General features: G+C 40.8%; 20 protein-coding genes and 1 pseudogene. 6 read left to right on the top strand and 15 right to left on the bottom strand.

Annotated elements, in window-relative coordinates; translation table 11 throughout:
* Positions 1–3: 3 nt before the first annotated feature.
* The 4 genes and pseudogenes from ABLT31_RS23325 to ABLT31_RS23310 all read right to left on the bottom strand — a co-directional run bounded on the left by ABLT31_RS23325 (position 4) and on the right by ABLT31_RS23310 (position 4804).
* Positions 4–1143 carry a M24 family metallopeptidase gene (locus ABLT31_RS23325; protein ID WP_367756244.1) on the bottom strand — a complete coding sequence of 380 codons (1140 nt, stop codon included), beginning with the start codon at positions 1141–1143 and terminating at the stop codon, positions 4–6.
* Positions 1144–1172: 29 nt separating this feature from the next.
* Positions 1173–2831 carry a glutamine--tRNA ligase/YqeY domain fusion protein gene (locus ABLT31_RS23320; protein WP_367756242.1) on the bottom strand — a complete coding sequence of 553 codons (1659 nt, stop codon included), beginning with the start codon at positions 2829–2831 and terminating at the stop codon, positions 1173–1175.
* A gap of 210 nt (positions 2832–3041) precedes the next feature.
* A pseudogene (locus tag ABLT31_RS23315) lies at positions 3042–4253 on the bottom strand (DEAD/DEAH box helicase); the annotation flags it as partial.
* Positions 4250–4804, bottom strand: coding sequence for a class I SAM-dependent methyltransferase (locus ABLT31_RS23310; RefSeq protein WP_367756437.1), 555 nt, complete (start codon positions 4802–4804; stop codon positions 4250–4252). The gene ABLT31_RS23310 and the pseudogene ABLT31_RS23315, both read right to left, overlap by 4 nt.
* Before the next feature lie 219 nt (positions 4805–5023).
* On the opposite strand from ABLT31_RS23310, the gene ABLT31_RS23305 reads away from it, so the two are divergent.
* Together ABLT31_RS23305 and ABLT31_RS23300 are read left to right on the top strand one after the other, a co-directional pair.
* The gene (locus tag ABLT31_RS23305; protein WP_367756240.1) at positions 5024–5236 is read left to right on the top strand and encodes a hypothetical protein; all 213 of its coding nucleotides are present in this window, start codon (positions 5024–5026) and stop codon (positions 5234–5236) included.
* Between the two features lie 163 nt (positions 5237–5399).
* Entirely contained in the window at positions 5400–6761 is a 1362-nt protein-coding gene (locus tag ABLT31_RS23300; RefSeq protein WP_367756238.1) for a S8 family peptidase, read from the top strand.
* A gap of 119 nt (positions 6762–6880) precedes the next feature.
* Here the strand turns inward: ABLT31_RS23300 and ABLT31_RS23295 are convergent, their stop codons facing one another.
* From ABLT31_RS23295 to ABLT31_RS23285, 3 genes are all read right to left on the bottom strand, one after another.
* On the bottom strand, positions 6881–7264 hold the full coding sequence (locus ABLT31_RS23295) for a hypothetical protein (RefSeq protein ID WP_367756236.1): 384 nt from the start codon (positions 7262–7264) through the stop codon (positions 6881–6883).
* Positions 7265–7318: 54 nt separating this feature from the next.
* Positions 7319–8515 carry a hypothetical protein gene (locus tag ABLT31_RS23290; protein WP_367756234.1) on the bottom strand — a complete coding sequence of 399 codons (1197 nt, stop codon included), beginning with the start codon at positions 8513–8515 and terminating at the stop codon, positions 7319–7321.
* A 379-nt stretch (positions 8516–8894) separates the two neighbouring features.
* Positions 8895–9080, bottom strand: coding sequence for a hypothetical protein (locus ABLT31_RS23285; protein ID WP_367756232.1), 186 nt, complete (start codon positions 9078–9080; stop codon positions 8895–8897).
* A 257-nt stretch (positions 9081–9337) separates the two neighbouring features.
* Here ABLT31_RS23285 and ABLT31_RS23280 point away from each other — a divergent pair, with 257 nt between their 5' ends.
* Both ABLT31_RS23280 and ABLT31_RS23275 read left to right on the top strand, forming a co-directional pair.
* Positions 9338–9541, top strand: coding sequence for a hypothetical protein (locus tag ABLT31_RS23280; protein WP_367756230.1), 204 nt, complete (start codon positions 9338–9340; stop codon positions 9539–9541).
* Between the two features lie 97 nt (positions 9542–9638).
* Positions 9639–10532, top strand: a complete 894-nt coding sequence (locus ABLT31_RS23275; RefSeq protein WP_367756228.1) for a TIGR01777 family oxidoreductase — start codon at positions 9639–9641, stop codon at positions 10530–10532.
* 35 nt (positions 10533–10567) lie between these two features.
* On the opposite strand, the gene ABLT31_RS23270 is transcribed toward ABLT31_RS23275, so the two are convergent.
* From ABLT31_RS23270 to ABLT31_RS23255, 4 genes are all read right to left on the bottom strand, one after another.
* On the bottom strand, positions 10568–10909 hold the full coding sequence (locus ABLT31_RS23270; protein ID WP_367756226.1) for a zinc ribbon domain-containing protein YjdM: 342 nt from the start codon (positions 10907–10909) through the stop codon (positions 10568–10570).
* Positions 10910–11131: 222 nt separating this feature from the next.
* Complete coding sequence (locus tag ABLT31_RS23265; protein WP_367756224.1) at positions 11132–11737, bottom strand: hypothetical protein; 606 nt, start codon at positions 11735–11737, stop codon at positions 11132–11134.
* Positions 11738–11746: 9 nt separating this feature from the next.
* On the bottom strand, positions 11747–12928 hold the full coding sequence (locus ABLT31_RS23260; protein WP_367756222.1) for an Alp7A family actin-like protein: 1182 nt from the start codon (positions 12926–12928) through the stop codon (positions 11747–11749).
* A 292-nt stretch (positions 12929–13220) separates the two neighbouring features.
* On the bottom strand, positions 13221–13892 hold the full coding sequence (locus tag ABLT31_RS23255; RefSeq protein ID WP_367756220.1) for a YdeI/OmpD-associated family protein: 672 nt from the start codon (positions 13890–13892) through the stop codon (positions 13221–13223).
* Between the two features lie 135 nt (positions 13893–14027).
* Here ABLT31_RS23255 and ABLT31_RS23250 point away from each other — a divergent pair, with 135 nt between their 5' ends.
* Positions 14028–14240 carry a hypothetical protein gene (locus tag ABLT31_RS23250; RefSeq protein WP_367756218.1) on the top strand — a complete coding sequence of 71 codons (213 nt, stop codon included), beginning with the start codon at positions 14028–14030 and terminating at the stop codon, positions 14238–14240.
* An 82-nt stretch (positions 14241–14322) separates the two neighbouring features.
* Here the strand turns inward: ABLT31_RS23250 and rlmH are convergent, their stop codons facing one another.
* The 3 genes from rlmH to ABLT31_RS23235 all read right to left on the bottom strand — a co-directional run bounded on the left by rlmH (position 14323) and on the right by ABLT31_RS23235 (position 16431).
* Positions 14323–14802 (bottom strand): 23S rRNA (pseudouridine(1915)-N(3))-methyltransferase RlmH, encoded by a 480-nt coding sequence (gene rlmH, locus ABLT31_RS23245; protein WP_367756216.1) that lies wholly within the window; start codon positions 14800–14802, stop codon positions 14323–14325.
* 116 nt (positions 14803–14918) lie between these two features.
* Positions 14919–15086: a CxxH/CxxC protein gene (locus ABLT31_RS23240; protein ID WP_367756214.1), complete on the bottom strand. Its 168-nt coding sequence runs from the start codon at positions 15084–15086 to the stop codon at positions 14919–14921.
* Positions 15087–15210: 124 nt separating this feature from the next.
* The gene (locus tag ABLT31_RS23235) at positions 15211–16431 is read right to left on the bottom strand and encodes a S1C family serine protease (RefSeq protein ID WP_367756211.1); all 1221 of its coding nucleotides are present in this window, start codon (positions 16429–16431) and stop codon (positions 15211–15213) included.
* Between the two features lie 87 nt (positions 16432–16518).
* Here ABLT31_RS23235 and ABLT31_RS23230 point away from each other — a divergent pair, with 87 nt between their 5' ends.
* Entirely contained in the window at positions 16519–16752 is a 234-nt protein-coding gene (locus tag ABLT31_RS23230; RefSeq protein WP_367756209.1) for a hypothetical protein, read from the top strand.
* Here ABLT31_RS23230 and ABLT31_RS23225 read toward each other — a convergent pair.
* Positions 16749–17537 carry an MBL fold metallo-hydrolase gene (locus tag ABLT31_RS23225; protein ID WP_367756207.1) on the bottom strand — a complete coding sequence of 263 codons (789 nt, stop codon included), beginning with the start codon at positions 17535–17537 and terminating at the stop codon, positions 16749–16751. The two genes, ABLT31_RS23230 and ABLT31_RS23225, sit on opposite strands and share 4 nt — an antisense overlap.
* Positions 17538–17561 lie beyond the last annotated feature (24 nt).

Raw genomic sequence — 17561 nt, 5'->3', positions numbered from 1 at the left:
CTTCTATAATTCCACTAATTCCTTTGGATAACTCGTCAAGACTTCCGCTTTTCCATCTTCTCCTATAAAGACATTGTCTTCTATCCGCACTCCACCAACACCAGGAACATACACACCAGGTTCAATCGTAAACAAAAACCCAGTCTTCATAACCGTTTCATTCTGAGCATGAATCGAAGGGGCTTCATGAACATCCAACCCTAGTCCATGACCCACCCGATGAATAAAGTATGGTCCATATCCAGCCGATTCAATGTGCGTCCTGGCTGCTCGGTCCACTTGTCCGATCGGCTTCCCTGCCTCAACCGCTTCAATCCCTCTTTGGTTCCCCGCTCGGACCGCTTCATAAATCTTTTTCTGCTCTTCTGTCGCTTCTCCTACCACAAACGTTCGGGTAATATCCGAGCAATAGCCACCAATAAACACGCCTAAATCAAATAATAGGAAATCCCCCGTCTGGATCTTCCTTTGTCCAGGTCGTCCGTGTGGAAGGGCGGATTGCGGGCCAGATAATACCGTGGTAGTAAACGCAGGGCGCTCCGCCCCTAACACCTTCATTTGGTACTCCATCTCTGCAGCAATTTCCACCTCAGTAATGCCAGGTAACACTTTGGAAGCCCCATGATGTAATACTTTTTCTGCTATCTCAATTGCTCGGCGCACAATTTGTATGTCTTCTGGAGACTTAATCAAGCGCATCTCCATTACGAACTCTTCCACATCTACTAAAGCAGCATCCGGAAAGCTATCCTTCAAGTGATCTGCCTGGAATAAGCTCACCTTTCTCTTTTCTAAACCAAGTCTTGCAATGGAACGACCTACCCAATCCTTCAAGATCAAGTAAGGCTGATCCGTATCCGCAACCGGAATAATCCCATCCACTCCTGTGGCCACTGCAGCGCTCTCCAAATCGAGAGAAGGGACAAAAAGTTGAACAAGTCCTTTTTGCCCATCAAAAACAAGGGCCATAAATCTTTCATGGGGATCAGAAAAAAATCCTGTTAAATAGTAAATGTTAATCGGCGAAGTAATCATCACTGCATCTAGCTTCTGTTCTCCCAAATAGGAAAGAACCCGTTTGATTCGTTGGTCATAAACGTTTGCCATGCTAGCCACCCTCTCTGCCAAAAAAGGAATGTCCATAAGACACTCCTTTTTATTATTAACCTATTTTACTTCCCCATCTTAAACGAACTTTTCAAAGAAACAATGCGGTTAAAGACTAGTTTTTCTGCCGTAGTGTATTTTGGATCTACATTAAAGTAACCATGGCGGAAAAATTGAAACTTATCCTGGGCTTTCGCATCAGACATGTTAGATTCCACAAATCCCTCCAACACCTCTAATGAATTCGGATTAATATGATCGAGGAAGGTATTCCCCTCTTCCTGCTTATCATCTTGGATCAACGGCTCATATAACCTGAATTCTGCAGGAATGGCATGCTTCGCCTCTACCCAATGGATTGTACCTTTTACCTTTCTTCCGGTAAAACCGCTGCCGCTCTTAGTCTCCGGATCGTAGGTGCAACGGATCTCCAAAATTTGGCCTTGATCATCCTTAATCACTTCATTGCACTTAATGAAATAAGCATGCTTCAAGCGGACTTCATTCCCCGGAAAAAGACGGAAGTATCCTTTTGGAGGCTCTTCCATAAAATCATCCTGCTCAATATAAATTTCTCTGGAAAATGGAATCTGGCGATGGCCCATGTCAGGGTTTTCCGGATTATTCTCCGCGTCCAGCATCTCCACCTGATCTTCCGGATAGTTTGTAATAACAACCTTTAACGGACGAATTACGCCCATCGTTCTCAAGGCTTTCAGCTTCAAATCTTCACGAATAAAATGCTCAAGCATTTGCTCATCGACCACACTGAAGCTTCTGGCTACTCCAATTTCCAGGCAAAAGTTACGAATCGCTTCGGGCGTATATCCCTTTCTCCTTAAACCGGAAATGGTTGGCATGCGCGGATCATCCCATCCATCAACAACCTTTTCATCGACCAGCTGCTTCAGCTTTCGTTTGCTCATCACCGTATTGGTTAAATTCAATCTCGCAAACTCAATTTGCTTAGGCTTGCTCTCTGTTTCGCACTCTTCAATAACCCAGTTATATAATGGACGGTGGTCCTCAAACTCCAGGGTACAAATGGAATGGGTCACACCTTCAATAGCATCCTCCAAAGGATGGGCAAAATCATACATCGGGTAAATACACCATTGATCCCCTGTATTATGATGGGTCGTATGAGCAATACGATATAACACCGGATCTCTGAGGTTGATATTAGGAGAGGACATATCAATCTTGGCACGAAGGACCTTTTCCCCGTCTTTAAACTCACCCTTGCGCATTCTTTCAAATAAATCCAAGTTCTCTTCTACACTACGGTTGCGGAAAGGGCTTTCCTTCCCCGGCTGTGTTAACGTTCCGCGGTAGGAACGGATCTCCTCTGCCGAAAGATCGTCAACATAGGCCTTCCCCTTCTTAATTAAGAGCACGGCACGATTGTACATTTCTTCAAAATAATCGGAAGCAAAAAAGAGCCCGTCCCACTCATATCCAAGCCAAGACACGTCTTCTTTGATTGAATCCACAAATTCCTGGTCTTCTTTTAATGGGTTGGTATCATCAAAACGAAGATTAGTCTTTCCCTTAAACTCATCCGCCAATTCAAAATTCAGCACGATGGATTTGGCATGTCCAATATGTAAATAACCGTTAGGCTCTGGAGGAAAGCGTGTAATGATTTGATCATATTTATCGTTTTGCAGATCCTCAATTACAATATTCTTAATAAAATTAGAGGAACCTTGTTTATTCTCCATACGACTCCTACCTTTCTAAATCTAATCAATCCTTCCGATTTACTGACAGTTACTTGTATTTATATCATAAAAAAGTCAATATAGCTATGCATTGTAAAATAAATCCACATAGTTGCGTAACATCATCGAACACCTTTTATTTTAGCCAACAGAAGCAGAGAAGAAGGGACCATTGTAAAGACATTTTCAATTCCAGAGATCTCCTACCTAACGGCCTCTTTTCCTTTTTGATGCCAGAGCAGACCTCGAATGATTTTTCTGATCGAATGATTTCTGATTCACCTGAGGCTGTTCAATCACCTTTCGTTTTAACGTTTGTCTTATCCCTTTTTCGATCATATCCAAGTATCCACGGTCTTTGGGAGCCACTAGGGTAAGAGCTAGCCCTTTTCCTCCAGCGCGCCCCGTTCTCCCAATCCGGTGTATATAGCTCTCTACATCAATAGGGATATCATAGTTAACGACTAGTGTCACTCCTTCTACATCCAGCCCTCGTGCAGCCACATCCGTCGCGACTAAAAGCTGAATTTCAGCTTGTCTAAAACGTTCCATCACCTCTTCTCGTTTCGCTTGAGAGAGGTCACCGTGAAGTTCGTCTGAAGCATAGCCAAATCCTTGCAAGGCCTCATTTAATTTGCTTGCCCTTCGTTTCGTACGGCAAAAGATAACTGCCAAGTACGGACGATACTGATCAATAATCTGCTTCAGTGTAGCCTGCTTGGCCCGATCGGTCGTCTCAATCACAACCTGTTTAATTTGCTCCAAGGTGATTTGAGTTTTCTTTATGCGAATATCTTGGGGATGGTTCATGTATTGAGCAGCCAAATCACGGATCGGTTTTGGCATGGTCGCCGAAAAAAGCATGGTTTGCCTATCGGGAGAAGTTGCTTTAATGATCTCTTCTACCTCTGTTAAGAAACCCAGATGCAGCATTTGGTCAGCTTCATCAAGGACCAGCATGGAAACATCGGAAAGCTGGATAGTCCCCCTGCGCATGTGATCTAATAATCTGCCAGGGGTAGCAATCACAATGTGTGTTGCTCCTTCCAGCTTGTGAATTTGTTGATCTACGTCTTGTCCCCCGTATACTGCTAACACTTGAATATCATGTAAACCTGAAGTCATTTTTTTTACTTCAGTCGTGACCTGAAGAGCTAATTCTCGTGTCGGGGTGAGAATCAAGGCTTGCACCTGGGATAGCTCCGGATTGATCCTTTCCAATACAGGAAGCACGAAAGCCATTGTCTTTCCCGTGCCTGTTTGAGCCTGTGCGATGGCATCCTTTCCTTCGAGCAAGACGGGTATTACCTTCTCTTGCACGGGAGTCGGCTGATGAAGACCATTGGACTGAAGTATTTCAGTTATCCTTTGTCGTATACCTAAATCTAGAAATCCTGGCAATTCAAACACCCCATTTTTCATTTCTTACAAACAGCCATGCCAATAAAGTAACGTACGCCATCCCTAGGTTTCTCAAATGTAACGCCTCGCTGATAATAAATTTCCACATCAGAAAAACGGGTAAATAGATCTTCAAACTCCTCAGGCGTAAACTGATGAAAATGATAGGGCTCATTCGTCGGCATTCCTCTGCCTCTTCCAAAAGGACTGGATAAGACAAGAGTTCCCCCCGGCTTTAGCATCTGATACAGATGATCCATAAAGATCTGATCCTCTTTCACATGCTCAATCGTTTCAAAGCTCAAAATCACATCAAATTCACCAAGCTGCCCCGGGAGATGAGGATCTAACACATCTCCTTTGACGTAAGTCACCTTCTGATGGTTGTACTCCCGATTTGCGTAATATAGAGTTTCTTCATCAATATCTACACCGATAACTTCTGTAATTTCGCGTTTCCGCTCCTTAGCCACCATATGACAGCCATATCCTGTTCCGCAAGCAATATCTAACACCCGACCATAAATGTATGGCGTAGCAAAATAATATCTCGCTATATGCTCTAAGAGCATGCCATTGGTCGGCTTAAGCAACTTAGGGATAATCCGTTCTCCGGTCCATTCCACTGACACATCACCATTTTTTCATTATGATCTTTTTCATTTTACATCATTTCCTTACCTCATCCAAAAAACAGGAATATGCACTAACCATATCTTTTGAAGAATAGAAGGAAGGCTGACTGGGAAAGTATAGGACTACTTAAATTTTTATTGGTTGGAGGCATATACATGAAATTTAAAGTTGAGCTCATGGATTATTATGATCGCATTGAAGGCGAAGATATTTCAGGCTACCATGCCTATGTCGTTGATGAGAACAACCAGAAATGGAGGTATGGCTATCACCGCCAACCGCGCCAGAGCATTGACGATTTTCTAGACGAAGTAGAGAATGCCTTTCGGTATCATCGGGAAGAGGATTTTAGATATTATGAGGATTAATCAAGGGGCATGGGTACCCCTGCCTCTTTCAATTGTTTTTGCCTGCCAAATTTTAAACCTATTTTCATAGATTAATAGACAAATACCGTTACCTCTGTATTCATCTTTTCATAGAAATGAGTACAAACCTCTTTTCATAGAAAAGAAGAAAGGGAGATGGTAGATGTTTGGTTTTTCCATGATTCAAATGGTCCGGCGCCATAGCAAGAAAATGGATTTTACCCTGCGGCAAAACCTGATGAACTTATACCGACCGTTCCGATGGACCCCTTGTTTTCTTCATGGAATGTTTGAAAACACACTAAAGAGCCTACGGTCTTTTCCCGTCATTGTAGAATTTGAAAATCACGAGTGCTTTGAGGAAGGGCTATCAAGCCTTCAGAAGGTTTCCAATAAGTATGCCAATTGTAAAATGAAACAGCACTTCTCAAGCGTTAACTGCTGTTCAGCTCACCTGACCCCTCGTGGATTGGAGGATCTGCTCGATAATTGCGGGCATATTCGCAAGATCCATATGGATCGTGAAGTTCGTGCTCTACTCAACGTCGCTAAACCCTCCATTTTGGCTGATCATGCTGAAGTTGTAAATCAAGCTGGTGAGCCACTTACAGGAAAAGGGATTACCATAGCCATTATAGATACTGGAATTCACCCGCATGAAGATCTAGGAGAACGAATTATCGATTTCGTTGATCTCGTAGGGTCAAATGACACTGCATATGATGACAATGGCCATGGAACCCACTGTGCTGGCGATGCCGCAGCTGCAGGGAAATATGCCGGTCCGGCTCCTTCCGCCAAATTAGTTGGGGTTAAGGTTTTGGATAAGCTGGGTTCCGGGTCCCTTTCTACCGTTATGAACGGCGTTCAATGGTGCATTGATAATAATAAAAACCCTAAGAGGACCTATACGATTGACATCATTTCCATGTCGCTGGGTAGCACACCAGACCGTCCAGCCAAAGATGATCCTATGGTGCAAATCGTTGAAAAGGCCTGGAGCGAGGGAATCGTCGTTTGTGTAGCAGCCGGAAACTCGGGGGATGATCCGCAGACTATTTCAAGCCCAGGCAACAGCCCGGTTGTCATTACTGTAGGAGCAATGGATGACAAGGATACTATCCCGTCAAGTGAAGATGATTATGATGATGAAGTAGCAAGCTTCTCTAGCAGAGGTCCAACGCGCTTCGATAACTTTCCTAAACCTGATATTTTAGCCCCAGGCCTCAATATTATTTCATTAAGAGCCCCGAATTCTTATCTCGATAAGCTTCAAAAATCCAGCAGAGTAGAAGAGCTTTACTTTGAACTCTCGGGTACATCCATGGCTACACCCATTTGTGCCGGCGTTGTAGCTCAACTTCTGGAATTGAATCCGAATTTATCTCCAGATCAGGTGAAGGAAAAATTGAGGTTAGGAGCAAAACCTTGGGGAGATCGGGACAAGAATGTTTATGGAGCAGGTTATTTAGACGTGAAAAGATCAGTAGAATTAGTAAAAGAGTTAGGTCAGCCTTCTTCCTAGCACAAAAAAAGTGTAGAGAAATCAACTCGATTCTCTACACTTTTGATTTTCAGTACTCACCTTGGCTAACACACAATAATAACAAGCATTACTTAGCATTCCTTTTTCATCACATAAAGTTAAAGCCAGGATTCAATATCATCATCATCAATTAGATCATCGGCCACGGGCTTGCTTGTGATTTTCTGATTAGAAACGGGTAATTCAATTTTGGATACTCTTGCTGGTTTTTCCACCGTTGCCGCTATCTCTTTATTACTGAATGAAACCATTACATCTGCCTTTCTAGCAGGAATAGATGCTGGAACAGATGGCATCACTCTCTCGGATGGGATATGGTTTTGTAAATTGCGAATCCCATTAACAGACACTTCATTTTCGATCAGATAACGAATGGAATCCATTAGGTTTGTCTGACAGTTAATCCACTCTATAATATTAGGGGATTCATTTTTTTTTGTTTTTAAGCTGATGTTGTCACCAGGTTTTTTAGGTTTCTTCATAATGCTGTCCCCCTTCTTGCCGTCTTGCCTCACTTACAAGGAACGTAGAATTTTCTATATGGCTTGTTTTGCTCTTTCTTTTAAAGCTTCATAGATTTTTCCACGAACAAAGGCATCTAATCCTTTAGCATTCATGGTTACCGCATATTGAGCAGGAATGTACAAAAGTTTTATTTCACGTTCATCGCATAACTCTTTTAGCATTGGGAAGAGAATGGATCGCATCAAAATACTCCCTCCGCCATAAACACAAATCACATCAATTTCGTTTCTTGCCTTCGTTAATTGTTTTCTAATGTTATTTAAAATTTGTTTAGACTGTCCCTCAAGCGGTCTTCTAAGCGTTTTAATGGCCTTGGAGTGATACTTATGGCTTGGATTTTTAATCACGTCGCTATAAAATTGTCTCGGACTATCCGGAAGATGAATCAATCGATTAAATTCATCCAATGCTTCTTCAATCGCGTATCCAGCTCCATGATTGCTTCCATGGACAAAGGGACGAAGCAGCTTATTCCCTTCCGTAATTGGGTACTCCGTTGAGCCATCTCCAATATCGGTATGCAGGATTCTTTTATCTTTGAAATAACTGCCATTAAAATTATCCGGTAGATCATTCATTTCGATAAACTCTCTAAAAATATCTCCTTCTCTCCAATTCCCTTCTTCATCTTTTTGAAGAGCAAAGGTTACTGGAGTCGCTTCAGGAACTACCTTTGTAAACTCAAATATTACTTTAACGGTTACACGCTGTTTTCCAAGATGGACAGTCACATAATGAGGGGCCGCCATAAATCTTTTTTCGAATTTAGAAGATGATTCATCGGTGTGTTGTGTGATCGGCAGGGCTGTAGCCATATCTACTTGTACTTCTATACTTTCTGGAATTCCCTTTTCTTCTTCAAAAGCCTTTTGTACGGCAACGGCTGCAATATGAGCTAGCGTGTTAATAATAGGCAAGTCCACATCATGCTTAAAATCAATACCGACTTGCAGGGTATCCAGCAGCTCACCGCTTTCTAGCGCATACTTTCCTATGTAGTACATGCCAGGTCGCGCAGAGGGAGAATCAATGGTCACAATAAGCTGATCCTGAAGGTTCTTCACGATACTTTCCGGTGATTGTTCTTCACTCCATGGAAGTCCGTCTACAGCACAGTTGACGTTAGGTTGTTGAATGAGCCTTCCATCAATGAAAATATCATGCTCACTATTACCATTATCATTTCCTACTAAAAAGTGAAATTGCATATCAAATTCCTCCTTTTGTTCTTTAGCCCATAATCATTTGAGGTTAACATGAAAATAACACCGGTAATACCGAGTGTCATCTAGTAATGTGGGATATTACTTCAACTACTTATTCTACTAGGACAGCTGTTTTTCCTGCTAAAATTCTTCTTTTCATTCTTTTGGCATATATGTGGCTAAAATCCTAAGCTGTTTGTAGTTCCCTACAAGATCTCCGAATTCAACACTTAAATCTCATCTCTTGAGTACATAAACCTGTAAACTACTATTGTCGTAAAACGTCGAAGAAAAAACCCAATACTACCCACCTTTTTCGCAAAATAATAGTAACTATTGTAACGATAATTCCATTATTAGGTGGTCCATGATGAGGGCAAACTCAGCTTTCTTTTCGATACTCATGCCTGGCGTCGGTCAAATGTATGATAGCCAAATACTCATCAGCCATCTCGTTTCTTATTGCAGGATTTATTGGAGAATTAGCTACGATCTTTGCTCCCCATTGGCCCATTCCAACTTTGACCATCGGTTTGTCCATGCACATTCCCATGATTTTCGCAATCATTATTTATAGATAGTCTTCATCAAAAAGAAATGCAGAGAAGCCAACTTTAGTTCGTTAATTTCATTAACAAAATAAAAGTATCACTTAGTATTACTAAGAAACACTAAGTGATGCTTTTATTTTTAATGTATAGATGGACATAATGCACGTTAGTCCTAGTAAGCAGGACTCCAATATGACAAAGTAAAGGAAGAACTCAAAGGAAAAATTAGCGTTAGAGTGAAGAATTAGCTGCTCTTACAGAGGAAACAAGCGCATTGATCCTACAAGTTAACTCCAATGTTCATGAGATGAGCCAAGCGATCCAATATAGTGCAGATATTTCAAGAGGAAAGCAAGACTTAGCAAATAGCGGCCAAAGCTTGGTAGAAGAACTAGAATCTCAGATTGGATCTATTTATCGCAGCACATACTCAGCATTACCTTTATCCTCCTCGATCTTTGCTCTTTCAAACACCTAGAATTCAATGGCCTTTATTAGCTATACAGTAACTGATAATATATACATACCTACAAATTTACATCAAGCATACCCATTCAACCATAAGGGGGCACTAAATGGACATCATTATCTTTGGCGGGTCCGGTTTTGTTGGGCAACACTTGGCTAAATATCTAGAAAATAAAGGACACCAGGTTTGGATTGCGTCAAGAAAAGAGCAACAGGTTCGTTTTGGGAAAAATGTAATGTATACCCCTGAGCAAATTTTATCCCTCTTCGAAAATATGAATAATGAGTACTCCGTCATAAACTTAGCAGGTCAATCGATTAATTCAGGCAGATGGACAGCCGAGCGAAAAAGGGAAATACTTCAGTCCAGGGTAAATTTAACGCAGTACATAGTAAAAGCAATTATAGAAGTGAACAGGAAACCATTAAGTCTTATTAACGCTTCAGCGATCGGGTTCTATGGCTATTCAGATGAGGTAAGCTTCACCGAACAAGATAAAAAGGGAAAAGGATTTTTAGCCGATGTCACACAACAATGGGAAGAAACAGCCAACCAAGCAAAAGATGATACCCGGGTTGTCCTTGCCCGCTTGGGAGTGGTATTAGGGCGAGATGGAGGTGCCCTGCCTCGAATGATTCTCCCTTACACATTTTTTGTAGGAGGAAAAGTCGGTACAGGGAATCAATGGTTGTCATGGGTGCATATCGAAGATGTATGCCGAATTTTGCATTTCTGTATCGAACAGGATACTATCAGCGGACCAGTCAATGTAACCTCCCCTGCCCCCGAACGTATGGATAGGTTTGGTCAGGTGCTTGGGCATGTCATGCAAAAACCGCATTGGATCCCCGTCCCTTCGTTCATGTTAAGACTACTGTTAGGAGAAATGTCGGAAATCGTTTTACAGGGACATCCAGTACTCCCCGAGAAAATGCTCAGTAACGGATATTCGTACAAGCACCCTACACTCTCTTCGGCTCTGAAGGATTTACTAAAATGAAATAAAAAGTCTTACTGGACAATATTCAAGTGTACTTATACCTTTTTAACAAATTCGGATTTTAATTTCATAGCTCCAAAACCATCAATTTTGCAATCAATATCATGATCCCCATCAACTAAACGTATATTTTTAACTTTGGTACCTACTTTTAGAACCGAGGAGCTTCCTTTCACTTTAAGATCTTTGATTATTGTCACAGTATCACCATCGTTTAAAACATGACCATTGGCATCTTTGATAATTTTTTGATCTTCTTTGATTTCTTTTTCTAATTCTAAAGTCCATTCATGAGCACATTCTGGGCAAACCAAAAAACTCCCATCCTCATAAGTATATTCAGAATTACATTTTGGGCAATTTGGCAAATTAGACAAATTGAAATACCTCCACACGTTTTTTAGTTACTCTTTTCATTTCATATTAATAGTCTCATTTATTATAGTAAGATTCAACCATACCGCAATATATTAATTTCAAAAGTCATCCTAATTCAAGTTTGTAATATCAGTTAAAAGCATGGGGCTTAAACTACCCCATGCTTATTTTTAATTAATAAACAGCTTCGGAAAAATTAAATGTTAAATAATCGACAAATTTTATTTATTCATTTGAGCAAGGAAATCACCAAGGAGATCTTCCAGGTCTTCTGCCTTCTCCTCTTCTAGAGGCGACGTTTGAACTTTCTTTGCTGTTTCCCAGTTAAAATCATCTAAATCATCATCCTCAATGCGATTTATTGTGTATTGTTCTAGAGGTTCACTTTCCTCACTTATAGTTGATGAATCATCAATCAACTCCCTATCGGTTTTTAATTCTTTACTAAAAGCTGTTTCTCCCTGTAGATAAAGGGCTTCCTCTATTTCCAACGCACTGCTGTTTAGAGATGCAAAAAGCGAAGATGTACGGACAGGATTAGTGAGTAGCTGATAGACAATACTCCCTAACAGGGCCTCAGAATGTTCATGTTTTAACCAATCCCGTTGTGCTTTGCTTAGCCCTTTCGGAAGGGGAATGGTAATGGTTTCACGATGTTTTGATATGGAGCCGCTTACTCCACTCATCACAAATTCCGCAATTTTACTGGAGAAATTTCTTCTTTCCGTGTTCTTTAACTGTTGCAAATACTTCAAAATGTGGTCAGGCGTATCAGAAGGAATCCGAAACGTAATAGGCTGTCCTCTCTTCATTCCTCTTTCCGTCATGATATCACCCTATTTGGATTTTGCTGTTTTTTGTTCTTCACTTAGCGTCTCTTTTTGATTTTTTCTGGAAAAATCAGCAATTAATTTATAATAGGCGTTGGCCATCATCCAGATACTTTCTTTTTCATCCTCAAAGAAATCAATATTATAACCGTCTAAGTTGTTATTTAGTGTCTTCAGGTAATCTTTTAAGATGATGGCCCCTCCTCCGACGAAGTAACCAATTTCTGTTTGGGAGTTTTTTTGCCACACATTTCGTAGATGGCGATATTGCTTTTTCGCTAATTCTAAAAGAATTCGATCTACAATGTCATGAACGCTTGTCCGGCTCCCTTTTACCATAATATGATTTCGATCATTTTTCTTCGTAATAATTTCGACAACATCCCGACGGCTATCTAACTCGACCCCATGTTTTGAACGGATCTCTTCTCGAATGGCTTCAAGAGACTCCGAAACTCCTAAATTGAATCCCTGTGCTTTATCATCATCAACCTTGCGATTTTTGATTACAGCTATATCTGTTGAAAGACCGCCAATATCTTGAATAATAATCTTTTTATCTATTAGATCTTTATTAATGATGTTTAAATTATTGTCCATTACAAGATTAATATATGCAGCAAATCCTTCTGGATAAACTTTAACCTCTTCAAACTTAATATTTACTTTTATGCCTTGATATTTAGGAGTTACTAAAAATTCAATATGATGAACTGAGCTAAGTAAGCTGGAGCGATAAGCCACATCCTTACCTTCTTTTACTTCTCTAAGCGGCAGCCCTGTTCCTAAAATATAGGTAGCATCAACCACATTATTAGTGCGCTTAAAAATCTGTTTATTTTCTTCACGAACTGCATCCAAAGCTAGGGCGGTAAGCAACATGACGATCGTTTGATCTTCTTCAGACTTACAGCTGCCAGGGTCTAATTCGGTTGAATTGGTGCTTTTTGTTGCTAATTGCCCTACACGGTAAATAATATTATTGTACTTTAAAGTAGGAGAGTGTAAACGAACATGAATACCTTCGATTGGATCTTGATTATCTAATTCCTCTATTCCAATCACCGGACGGTCTGCTACATCTCTAGCAATAACATTAGGAATATTAATTTCAGCTTCCATTTTTCCAAAGATAGCTTTAAGGGAGTCATTTCCTACATCAACAGCAGCTAGTCGAGTATTAGTCAACGAAACCATTCCTTTCACTTTGGTAATTTTAGTAAAAGGTTATCTAAGATTTATAGTTTCGTCAATCAGACTTTTGCATCTAATTTGAAAAATAAAAATTGTGTACATGTTCGTATATTTGCACACAATAACGTAAACATATTATGAATAAAGGATGTGTACAGCTTTGTATACATGCACACGTCCATGTACACAAAAAGTATACTTTTTGTGTACATGAAAACATATCTGTATACAGTCCTTAAACCTTTTCATTTTACTTTTAACATCTAAAATACCGGGTTAACTTCATTTATTTATCTCTACGATATAGATCCCGACTCTTGTAACCATCCCCAAGAATCATTTTCATTTCTTCGCGCCGTTTTGCTCTTGTCTCCTCCTGTTTTGCACTATACACATAACGAGCCCAATCTTTGCGGTATCCAGGAGTGAGTGATTGGTAGAAGGCAAGTAATTCTGGAGTGTCTTGCAAATCTTTTTCTACATCTGGAATTAACGCTATATAATCATCTACACATTGACTTGCTTTATTGGATGTTTGATTTCTATTCTGAGAATCTTCTTTAAGACCGACAACCGTAAAAACATCATCTAATCCTACCATTCGGGCAAATTTTATGTTACTTGTTCCAACATAACCATCCTCACCTGCACCTATCCCCTTTAATAGCTCATCGCGATGAATAAACGTGGAATAAACTTTATTCCCCTTTTTGGGATAAGCCAAATAAATATAGCCGTTTTTATTTAGATAATTTTTTTCGATTACCTTATCTATAAGTCCTTTTAAAGATTCCATATCTAAAACAAAAGCAAAAATGAGATCATATGAACTATCGGTGTTTATAACTGTCTCATAATGCGCAAGCTCTGCAAAATAGTCTACACCTTCTGGTATATTCAAAACCGCTACTTTTTTATATTTTTGTAAGTTTAGCTTCTCTACTATTGTTTTAGCCATACTATCCACCTCTATTTTGATTTGACTAAAATGGTTATTAATCTTTGGTAATTTGTCCAATCAAAAAAAACACCCCCGAATATATTAAATTATCCAAACTGAAGGGGGGTGTTACTATGAAAAAAGCAAGAACACGTGGCCATGGTAATGGAAATGGAAATGGCAAATGGAACTTGTGCTGTTATTGTGACGATCACGGTAGGGGGCGTTGTAGATGTAGAAGACACAACTGCCGTCGTCACGAAACTCATTGGGGTAAGTGCCCTCACGATCAATGGTGTAAAAACAATGACGATAACAACAACAACCACTAATAAATATGAGCTACTGTTGCTTACCTCACGGTAAGCATTTTTTTATGAAGCAGATTGGAGCACCCGATGATTGATACACCCCAGATCGGGTGTTTCTCTTAAAGAAGACTTTGTGCTTACTTATGATACGGTTCTCCCCTATTAATCTTAAACCCGCGATAAATCTGTTCCAATAGAATCATCCGAACCAATTGGTGGGGAAAGGTCATTTTAGAGAGGGAAATATGCTGATTGGCTCGCTGCATAACGGCATGGGATAAGCCGAGAGAGCCTCCGATAATAAAGGCGATGGAGCTTTTACCGTAAATGGCAAGTTGATCAAGCTGGTTGGCTAGTTTTTCCGAGGACCACATCTCCCCTTCGATGGCCATGGCAATGACGTGAGTGTCTGGCTTTAGGTGTGCGAGAATCCGTTCTCCTTCTTTTTCTTTTACTTGTACCATTTCCGCTTCACTTAAATTTTCCGGAGCTTTTTCATCTGGCACCTCAATAAGTTGAAGCTTCGCATAAGGAGTTAACCTTTTTGCATATTCATCTATTCCCATCTTCAAATATTTTTCCTTCAACTTACCCACAGACACGATTGAAATATGCATATTCGGCTCCTTTTATCCTCAGATATCGATGTTTATCCACAGAAATTATCCACATATACACAGGTTATGTGTATATATTGGGCAATTCTGCATTTTCCCACATGTGGATATCCCACTTACACGACAAGAAATATGGGTTCTCTATCGCAAAAATCACAACGCGCCGGCACGCTCCATGCTGTAAATGAGGTTTCCTTTAATTTATAAATATCTGGCGCATCTTCATATTCATCCACAAAATCATCAATCGCGATTTCTACATGCTCTTTGCAGCATACAAACATGGTTCATTTCTCCTTTTCTTTTCCCTGCCCTTTTTCCTAGTATAGACGATTCCTTATCATTCTAGGCGATTTTAACTTAAATAAGCAGAGCAGCTTTTCTACGGCTTGCTCTGCTCTGCTATAGTTATTCATAGTAAAGCGTTATAGTAATTGAGATCAGTTTCCCATTTCTGTACAAGCCCACATTTACCTTATCCCCATCCGTCTTTTTCGAAAATAAATACTTTCGCATTTCAGCTGAATCCGTAATGGGTTGACCATCTAAAGCGACAATCACATCCTGTGGCTGGAGCTCTGATTTCCCGTTCACCACTTCCATGACCACAACCCCGTTTGTCACTTTACTCGGCAGCTTAAGCGAATTTTGCAGATGATGACTTGGAATCTCCCTTAGATCTCTTGGTACAATCCCCAGATACGGACGTTTCACTTTTCCGTACCGCAATAGATCATCAATGATCGGCTTGGCATCATCAATAGGAATAGCAAAGCCTAAACCTTCTATGCCTGCCTGGGATATTTTTAAACTGTTTATTCCAATGACCTTCCCGGTCATATTGATGAGCGCCCCCCCGCTATTCCCAGGATTAATCGCTGCATCCGTTTGAATGACATCCAGCTGCCAGTCAGGCTGTCCATCCTCATTGACATAGACAGGCATGCTTCGTTCCAACGAGCTGATAATGCCTTGGGTAACCGTACGTGAAAAATGTAAACCCAAGGGGTTTCCAATGGCAATCGCGGGCTCCCCAACTTGGAGCGGTGCAGATGATCCAAACTCAGCCACCGAAACTACTTGCTCTCCCGGAATCTCTAGGACAGCCAGATCCGTTAGGGGATCAGCCCCTATCACATGTCCTTTTACCCTAATTCCACTGGCTAGAGAAACCTCCACATCAGCAGCTCCTCGAATGACATGGTAATTCGTGACGATTAGTGCTTTACCATCCTTTTTAGAAAAAATAACACCCGATCCTGTTCCGCTTTCCACCGCCTGCGTACTTCTGGTCCAGAAATCCCTCATTTCCTGGATGTTCACAATTCCTACGACCGATTTTTCAACTTGGCTCACCGCTTTTACCGTGTCTGTCTCCACTTTAACCTGAACCGTTTGTGGGATTACAGGGGAGCTTGACTGCGGAGAAAGAGAAGAAGCAGGTACATCTGTTGAAACACTAGGAAGCTTTATATCAACAAAGCCCGATTCTAAAAGAAAGGGCAGCATATACAATACGATAACGCCGCCTATTATGGAAGACAAAAGCGACATGAACAGCATGGAAAATCGCCCATACCGTTTTTTCCGAGGACGCTTATAGTAATCATCCATATCGTAAGATTCCATAGCTCCACTCCATTCTCATGCAAGGTATATAAATCTAGTAACTAGGCTACTCTATAATTATAACCATGTAGAAAGGGGCTGACACCTATGGGAAGGAATTTCAATCCCTATGATGAAGTGAAAATCATTGCCCAGATTTCTGATTTAAAAGAAGTAGATTATAAGAATACATTAGTGATTACCGCAATCGTCGAACTACTTGTGGAAAAAGGGATCCTTAGCCGCCAAGAACTTCTTCGTAAAGCACAAGAACTTGAAGTAGACTTGACCCTTGATCTGATGACACCCCATTCTTCTTCATCGGCTAGAGACTTAAATTAAATCTCATCCATAGGCGTCGGTTTTGTCGGGGAAGTATCCAATAGCTTCACTTCTTCCTCCATGTCAAATCCGTTTTCCTCTAGTATATTTCTAACCGTCAGACGAGCCAGTTCGGTCATGTTATTATCTTGACTAAGATGGGAGAGATAAACCCTCTCTCCTGTCCCTTGTAAAATATCCGAGAGAGCCATCGCCGCGTCTTCATTGGATAGATGCCCGACATCACTCAATATTCTTCTTTTAATATTCCAAGGATAATGCCCCATCCTCAGCATTTCTACATCATGGTTGGACTCAAAAATGTACGCCTGTGAACCCGTAATTTTTTCTTTCATCCGCTGGCTCACATACCCTGTGTCCGTGGCCAACGTTAACTTTTTTTCCCCTTCATAAAAGCAAAATCCCATAGGAAATGCAGCATCGTGAGAAATCCCAAAGCTTTCAATCGTCAGATCAGCAAAATGCTTGACTTCTCCTTCATCGAATAAGAATTTTTGCTCCTCCGGAACTTCCCCAATTAACGTATCCAGCTGCCCCCACGTTTTTTCATGGGTATAGACGGGAAGCTTATATCGTCTGGCAAGGACACCGACCCCCTTAATATGATCAGCATGCTCGTGCGTGACTAAAATTGCATCTAAGCTTCTCGGATCCACGCCCACTTCTTTAAGCTGTGCCTCCACTTGTTTACCGCTTAGGCCTGCATCAATCAGTACTTTCGTTTGATCTGTTTCTACTAGTACAGAATTACCTGTACTCCCACTTGCTAAAACACTAAATCTCATTACATTCCCCCCGTTTCCAGCCCT

The sequence above is a fragment of the Ammoniphilus soli genome (assembly GCF_040813775.1).
Note: the sequence above shows the minus strand (reverse complement) of the source record. Positions and strands in the feature narration are given on the sequence as shown.